This is a genomic window from Streptomyces sp. NPDC060049 (genome assembly GCF_042736715.1).
Lineage (GTDB): Bacteria > Actinomycetota > Actinomycetes > Streptomycetales > Streptomycetaceae > Streptomyces.
In genome coordinates this window covers 504,235-510,905 of the sequence record NZ_JBHWVV010000005.1, presented here as the reverse complement: position 1 = coordinate 510,905, position 6,671 = coordinate 504,235, and the positions used below count along the sequence as shown (strand labels likewise).

At 72.6% G+C, this 6,671-nt stretch carries 7 protein-coding genes; 4 read left to right on the top strand and 3 right to left on the bottom strand.

From position 1 onward, the window contains the following. Nucleotides 1-194: 194 nt before the first annotated feature. Both ACFWBY_RS12540 and ACFWBY_RS12535 read right to left on the bottom strand, forming a co-directional pair. The gene (locus tag ACFWBY_RS12540; protein ID WP_385344588.1) at nucleotides 195-1,421 is read right to left on the bottom strand and encodes a PP2C family protein-serine/threonine phosphatase; all 1,227 of its coding nucleotides are present in this window, start codon (nucleotides 1,419-1,421) and stop codon (nucleotides 195-197) included. A gap of 298 nt (nucleotides 1,422-1,719) precedes the next feature. Continuing rightward, nucleotides 1,720-1,965: a hypothetical protein gene (locus ACFWBY_RS12535; protein ID WP_385344590.1), complete on the bottom strand. Its 246-nt coding sequence runs from the start codon at nucleotides 1,963-1,965 to the stop codon at nucleotides 1,720-1,722. A gap of 373 nt (nucleotides 1,966-2,338) precedes the next feature. On the opposite strand from ACFWBY_RS12535, the gene ACFWBY_RS12530 reads away from it, so the two are divergent. Beyond that, nucleotides 2,339-2,512 (top strand): hypothetical protein, encoded by a 174-nt coding sequence (locus tag ACFWBY_RS12530; RefSeq protein WP_385344593.1) that lies wholly within the window; start codon nucleotides 2,339-2,341, stop codon nucleotides 2,510-2,512. Between the two features lie 99 nt (nucleotides 2,513-2,611). Then, complete coding sequence (locus tag ACFWBY_RS12525) at nucleotides 2,612-3,811, top strand: enoyl-[acyl-carrier-protein] reductase FabV (protein ID WP_385344595.1); 1,200 nt, start codon at nucleotides 2,612-2,614, stop codon at nucleotides 3,809-3,811. 131 nt (nucleotides 3,812-3,942) lie between these two features. Here the strand turns inward: ACFWBY_RS12525 and ACFWBY_RS12520 are convergent, their stop codons facing one another. Next, a complete protein-coding gene (locus ACFWBY_RS12520; RefSeq protein ID WP_385344599.1) occupies nucleotides 3,943-4,284 on the bottom strand; it encodes a hypothetical protein in 342 nt (113 codons plus the stop codon). Nucleotides 4,285-4,890: 606 nt separating this feature from the next. Here ACFWBY_RS12520 and ACFWBY_RS12515 point away from each other — a divergent pair. Further along, on the top strand, nucleotides 4,891-5,370 hold the full coding sequence (locus tag ACFWBY_RS12515; protein ID WP_385344601.1) for a cation:proton antiporter regulatory subunit: 480 nt from the start codon (nucleotides 4,891-4,893) through the stop codon (nucleotides 5,368-5,370). 6 nt (nucleotides 5,371-5,376) lie between these two features. Further along, the gene (locus ACFWBY_RS12510; protein ID WP_385344603.1) at nucleotides 5,377-6,558 is read left to right on the top strand and encodes a cation:proton antiporter; all 1,182 of its coding nucleotides are present in this window, start codon (nucleotides 5,377-5,379) and stop codon (nucleotides 6,556-6,558) included. Nucleotides 6,559-6,671 lie beyond the last annotated feature (113 nt).

Below are 6,671 nucleotides of genomic sequence, written 5' to 3'. Positions count from 1 at the left end.
CACCGAGTCCTGGGGCCGCCGCGGACGCCACCACGGCCACTGACCCCCACTAGGCAGCCACACCCACAAGGAATGTGACCCTGCCACCCACCACCCCACCGAACGGCGTGCCACGGCAAACCAGCCGCGGCACGCCGTACTCATGCGCGCTGCCGCCTTCGCCGGACATGCTCAGGCAGTGCCCGTAAGGGATGTCAGGCGGTGTGGGGGGCTGGGGCTGGGGGGTGCCACTCGGCCAGCAGGATCGTCGCGTCGTCGGTGAGCCGGCCCTGATGGTGGTCGAGGATGGTGCGCACGAGGCGGCGCAGGGCTTCGGGGGAGGCTTCGCCGGCGGCGGTGGCGCGTACGACGGTGTCGATGAGGCGTTCTTCGCCGAAGCGCTGCCCGGATGCGGCGCGGGCGTCGGTAACGCCGTCGGTGTGGATCAGGACGCGGTCGCCGGGCTCGAGTTGGGCGTGCTGGATGACGCTCGGAACCCGTGGTGTGTGGTGCGAGCTGATTCCCAGGGGGAGTTGCGCGTGCCGGAGCAGCGCGTCGGGTACCACGCGGTGCCGACGGATGAGGAGCGGCGGGGGATGGCCGCAGTTGACCCAGGTCAGTGCACCGGTCTCCAGGTCCAGGTCGGCGAAGACCGCCGTCAGCAGCCGGTCGGGTAGCCAGCGGTTCAGCGCGTCGTCCACCGCCGCGCTGATGTCGGCGAGGTCGCCTCCGCCCCGTCGGGTGGAGCGGCAGCCGGCCAGGGCGACGGCCGCGGACAGACCCGAGGCCAGGTCGTGTCCCATGGCGTCGATGACGGTCACGTGCAAGGTGCGCAAGGTCAGGCTGTGGTCGAAGGCGTCCCCGCCGATCGCGTAGGCGGGTTCCAGGACGGCGCTGGAGGTGACGCTCGGAGTCCCGATCGTGCGCGGCGGCATGAACGCCCAGGCGAGTTCGGCCTGGATGGTCATCGGGTTCGAGCGCACGGTGCGCTGGATGGTGTCGCTGAACGCGGCCTTGGAGACGACCAGATGCGCGACGAGTGACGCGAGGACCGTGCATTGTTCCAGGGTGGACGCGTCGAGTGCCGGCGCGGTCAGGCGCAGTACGCCGATCCGCTCGACGCCGTCCACCAGCGGCAGCCACATGATCAGCTCGGATCCCGACGTCAGCTGCAGGGATCCGGTCCGGTAGGCCCAGCCGGCGAGCGTCCCGTCCACCGGCAGACCGGGCCGGGGGCCCTCGGTCGGGGCGGGGGTGCGCAAGTCGTCTGCGGTCAGCGGAACGAGCCTGACCTCCTGGAGGTCGGCCAGGAAGATCACCGCATCGAGCAGCCCCAAGGACCGGGCGGCGCCGTGCACCAGGCCGGGCAGCTCGCCGGTATTGATCCTGTGCACCGACCGCAGCAGTGAACTCAGCAGCCCACCGAATTCGCCTTCGTCCATGCAGATCACTGCCTGTCACCGCCGCAAAGGCGGCACAGGAGGCCCGCCGGGTCACACTGCAACATTACGCGCGCGGGCGAGCGGGCCCTGGTGAGCGGATCCGTCCGTCCGCGGGGGCGGTCGGATCCGCACACCGGCTCGGGGATGCGCAACTGCGTTCGCCGGTGGGTCGGCCGAGAGCGAGGGCTCGGGCCCTGAGCGGTGCTCTCAGGGCCCTCGGGTCGCGTACGCCGCCGCAGGGATCGCGGAGGTGTGCGGGTGACGCGACGTCCACGGAAACGATTCGGCAGGTGGCCGGTTACGCGGCTGCCGAATCTCTGGGCGGCTCGTCCGCGTGCGGTGCGCGGTCTTCCATCGCGGCGCGGAAGGCGGTCATGCAGCGGTCGCAATAGCGTTCCACTGCTCCTTTGGCCATGAGTGCGGTGACCATCCGCTCCGCAGCTGGACGATAGCCGCACAGGCTGGTGACGCTCTGCCCTCTGGCCAGGACGTGCCAGAGTGTTTCGGATCGGCCGGGGACGGACTCGGCGCGCATCTCGTGCATGGGCGTGCCCTTCTGCCATGGCGGCCGGATCGGGAGGCCGCCCGAGTCCATGAGAGGGCCCCTGCTCCGAAAGTGCCAACGGGCATGGGCTGAAGGAGGGAAAACACCTTCCGGGAGGTTTGGCGGGCGTTCCACCCGATCCCGTCCCTCGGGCGGCGTCGGCACCGCTGTCAGCTGCGCGATGTCCGCTCCGGCGGGTGCATATGGGCCGGGACCGCCGGAGCCGCCGGTGCCGTGGGTGTCAGGGCCGCTCCGACTCCTTCGGAGGTCCGGGGCGGCCGCCCGGCCGCCGCCGGTCATCGACTCGGAGGCACCGCTTTCGCGCCCGCGCTCCGCATCGACGGCCGGCATCAGTGCAGAATGATCATCGTCAATGCCGAAGGCGACAACGACCGAGCGCGTTCTCCGTCAGGCGCTGGCACTGATCGCCGGCAAGGGCGTCGGTACGATCCCCGAAGGCGGACATCCGGAGCGGCATTCGGATCAGGGTCTCGGCATCAACGGCCTGGCCCTGGCCGAGCCGGTGACCGATCCGAACGGGGCCTGACCGCCGTCATCCCGGACGAGGACACCGGCGCGCCGCAAGACGGTGGACCGAACGCGTGCGCTCCTCGCCCGGTTCGTACCGAACTGAAATGGACGCAATGTGACCCTTCGCCAGATCGACCCGAAGCAGCGCGGATTCCTGATCGTCAACTCCCACCCGGACGGCGCCGCCCAGACCGTGCACCGCATGTGGGAGCAGATCCCGGCGCGCGCCGACGGCAGTAGCCCGGTGGTCCTGCTCCTCGGCCACAGCGCCGGGTACGGGCTGGCCACGCTGCTGACGGGGCTGCGCCGGCACGGCATCCGGGGCGTGGGTGTCGCCTTCGAGGGGGCGGAGACCGAGCGGCGCACCGCCACGGCGGGCTGGTACCGCACCGCGGCCGTCGACGCCCTGGCCCACGACGCCGGTCACGACTTCGCGTTCGTCAACACCGACGCGTTCTCCGAAGCGGGCAAGGAGCAGGTGCTGGCGCTGGTGGAGGAGCGGTACGGCAAGGTCGACTACCTGATCTACAGCCTCGCGGCTCCGCGCCGCACCGACCCCGCCACCGGCACGGTCTACCACTCGGTGATCAAGCCGCTCGGCGGGCCGTACGAGGCGCCGGCCCTGGACTTCTCCGGTGACGCCCCCAAGGTCGGACACGTATCCCTCGACGCCGCCGATGACGAGGAGCGATACGCGACGCAGCAGGTGATGGGCGGCGCGGACTGGCGGCTGTGGGTGGAGGCGCTGGCCGGGCGCGGCCTGCTGGCCACCGGCTTCACGACCGTGGCGCTGACCTACATCGGCTCGGAGCTGACTGCGCCGATCTACCGGCAGGGCACGATCGGGGCCGCGAAGGAGGACCTGGAGCGGACCGCCGGGCTTCTGGACGCGGAGCTGGGAGACGAGGGCCGGGCGTTCACCGCGGTCGCCGGCGCGGCCGTCACGCAGGCGTCGAGCGCGATCCCGTCGATCGCCCTGTACACGGCGTTCCTGCGGACCGTTCTCGCGGACGGGTTCCGTACCACGGCGGAGCAGGCGGCGGACTTGTGGGCGCAACTGACGGGGGAGACCCCGCTGGAGCTCGACGGACAGGGCCGGATCAGGCTCGACGGCTGGGAGCTCGACGACGAGGTCCAGGACCAGGTGCGGGCACTGTGGGCCGATCCCGAGGCCGGACTGGAGCGCGCGCGGGGCGGCGCGGACTGGTTCATGGGGCAGATCCGCGAGCTGTACGGCTGGGGGGTCGACGGCATCGACTACGACCGTCCGACGGAGACGACGGTTGCGTGGCCTGTACCGGGAGTCGGTGCGTGAGCGGGAGGTGATCCGCATCGAGGACGGGCGTCGCTTGGAGGAGACCACGAAGTAGCCGTGCCGAGTGCCGAGTGCCGGGCCGTCCTCGGCGACGAGGTCGGCGGGGTCATCCGAGCCCCCCGCGCCCTCGGTCACGCGTCCGGCAGCAGGAGCCACACCTCGGACAGGGCGAGGCCGTGTCCGTGGGTCACCGCCCCACACGGGCAGCCCAGCGTGGCCAGGTGCCAGTCGCAGGTCACCGTCCAGGGGCCGGCCGTACCCCCGCACCCCGGACACCCGACGGTCTCGGCCGTCCACACCCCGGGAGAGGGCCTGCCGTGGCGTCGGAACAGGCCTGTGTACTCGACCTGCCAGGGCTCGACGGGGGGCGTGAGCGGACCGCTCTCCAGCGTGCCGTCGGTGGCCAGCGCCGTGAACAGGGAGATCAGACCGGGGAACAGGGCTTCGCCCGCTCCGGTCGGCGGCACGTCCACGCAGCCCGCTGCCCCCGGTATGGGCCCGTACCTCGGGGCCGCCGCGGCAGCCGGCGGGTTGGGGGCGGCGTACCAGGGCAGCAAAGCGCGCGCGACGGAGGCCAGGAGGGCGGCGGCAGGCGGGCTGACGGCACCGGCGTCGAGGTGGTGGAGGGTGGTGCGCAGGATGCGCTGCAGCCTTCGGTCCCGGTCCCGGTCCGTGGCCGCTGTCCGCGCCGTCGCGGCCCGCCGGGTCGGGAGCGGGGCGGTGAGGCGGGCCAGGACCGCCGCCGCTGCCTCGGCGTCCGCTGCGGCAGGTCGCCACTCTCCGGCGGCGAGGAACTGCCGGGCTCGCCCGGCCTCCCGGGCCAGGGCGCGCGTCAGCAGTGGCCGGGTGCCGGAGGCTCCCCATGGGGCTCGGGGTCGGGTACCGGTGCGAGGTCGTCGGGCAGGAGGTGGCCGGTGCGTCGCACAGGAGCAGGAGTGGTGACGCGCGCCTGACCGCGCCCGCCTCGCAGCGGTGCGCGGCACCTTCCGGCCCCCGACGTGCGGCGTGCGGCGGCTCCGGCATCCCCCGCGCGGGTCCGCGCGCGTGCCGGGTCCACGGTGCCGCTCGATGATGGCGGGATGGATGTCACCGAGGTACTCCTGCCGGGTGTGGGTCTGCGGTACGAGTTCACCAATCACCGCGGTGACCGGGTGGGCGTGGTGGCCAGGCGCACCGGCGACTTCGACGTGGTCGTCTACGGGGAAGAGGACCGGGACGAGGGCCGGCCGGTGCTTCAGCTCAACGGCGAGGAGGCCGACGCGGTCGCGGAGATCCTCGGGGCCCCGCGGATCGCGGAGCGGTTCGCCGACCTGACGCGGGAGGTCCCGGGGCTGCTGTCGGGGCAGGTCGAGGTGCGCGCGGGGAGCCCGTACGACGGGGTGCCGCTGGGGGACACGCGCGCGCGGACCCGCACGGGCGCGTCGATCGTCGCTGTCGTCCGGGGTGAGGACGTGATCGCCTCGCCCACACCACGAGAGGTTCTTCGTGGCGGGGACGTCTTGGTGGTGATCGGGACCCACGAGGGCATCGCGGGCGTGGAACAGATCATCCAGGGCTGAGGCCGCGTGCACACGCCGGTCGCACTACTGCTGGAACTCGGCCTCATCCTGGCCGCTCTGAGCGTGCTCGGGACCCTGGCCCGCCGTTTCGGCCTCTCGCCGATCCCGCTCTACCTGGTCGCCGGCCTCGCGGTCGGCAAGGGCGGTTTCGCCCCTGTACCGGCCGCCGGTGAGTTCGTCGAGACCGGCGCCGCCATCGGAGTCGTCCTCCTCCTGCTCACCCTCGGCCTGGAGTTCTCGCTCCCCGAGTTCGCGGTGGGCATGCGACGGCACGTTCCGTCAGCCTTGGTGGACCTGGGGCTCAACGCCGTCCCGGGAGCGGTGGCCGGATGGCTGCTGGGAATGGACGGCGTCGGGATCTTCGCCCTGGCGGGCGCCACCTACATTTCCTCCTCCGGCATCGTCGCCCGTCTGCTCGAGGATCTGCGGCGGCTGGGCAACCGGGAGACAGCGGCGGTCCTGTCGGTGCTGGTCCTGGAGGACTTCGCCATGGCCCTGTACTTGCCCGTCCTCGCCGTGCTCGCGTCGGGCGGCCAGTGGTGGCAGGCGGTGCTGGGCGTGCTGGTGGCCGTGGGCGCCGTCGCCGTGGCCTTCACCGTCTCCTACCGGTGGGGCCATCACGTAGGCCGCCTCATCTCCCATCCGGACGCCGAGCAGCTGCTCCTGCGGGTACTGGGCCTCACCCTGATCGTCGCTGCTCTGGCGGAGGCCGTGCACGCCTCGGCGGCGGTGGGCGCCTTCCTCGTCGGCCTCACCCTCACGGGGGAGACCGCGACCCGCACTCGCGCCGTGCTCAGCCCCCTACGGGACCTGTTCGCCGCCGTGTTCTTCCCGGCCATCGGGCTGTCCGTCGATCCCGCCGACCTCCTGCCGGTCCTGCCCGCCGCTCTGGCGCTCGCGGTGGTCACCGCCGCCACCAAAGTGGCCACCGGACGGTTCGCGGCCGCACGCGACTTCGTGGGGCGGCGCGGTCGGCTGCGCGCCGGGACCGTGCTCATCGCCCGGGGCGAGTTCTCTTTGGTGATCGTCGGGCTCGTCGGGACGACGCACGGCTCACTCGGGCCGCTGGTGACCGCGTACGTCTTCGTCCTCGCTCTCGCGGGCCCGCTCTTGACCCGTCTGGCCGGCTCCGCTCCGCGCGGCATGCCCGGCCCGGCCGCTGCGAAGGACGGCACGGCGGAGCCGTAGGGGGAGGGCGCGCGCAGGCGGGACGCGTACGATTTCCGCCCGCGCGTCCGGGCGCCTCCCCTGCTCGGGCATCATGAACGAGGCCTCCCATGGAGGAGGCGGGGCGAAGGAGG

Bases quoted from the DNA above. Each gene is read 5' to 3' on its own strand.
- ACFWBY_RS12530 (WP_385344593.1), top strand. From the start codon at position 2,339: ATGCCGAAGGCGACAACGACCGAGCGCGTTCTCCGTCAGGCGCTGGCA.
- ACFWBY_RS12535 (WP_385344590.1), bottom strand. From the start codon at position 1,965: ATGCACGAGATGCGCGCCGAGTCCGTCCCCGGCCGATCCGAAACACTC.
- ACFWBY_RS12515 (WP_385344601.1), top strand. From the start codon at position 4,891: ATGGATGTCACCGAGGTACTCCTGCCGGGTGTGGGTCTGCGGTACGAG.
- ACFWBY_RS12540 (WP_385344588.1), bottom strand. From the start codon at position 1,421: ATGGACGAAGGCGAATTCGGTGGGCTGCTGAGTTCACTGCTGCGGTCG.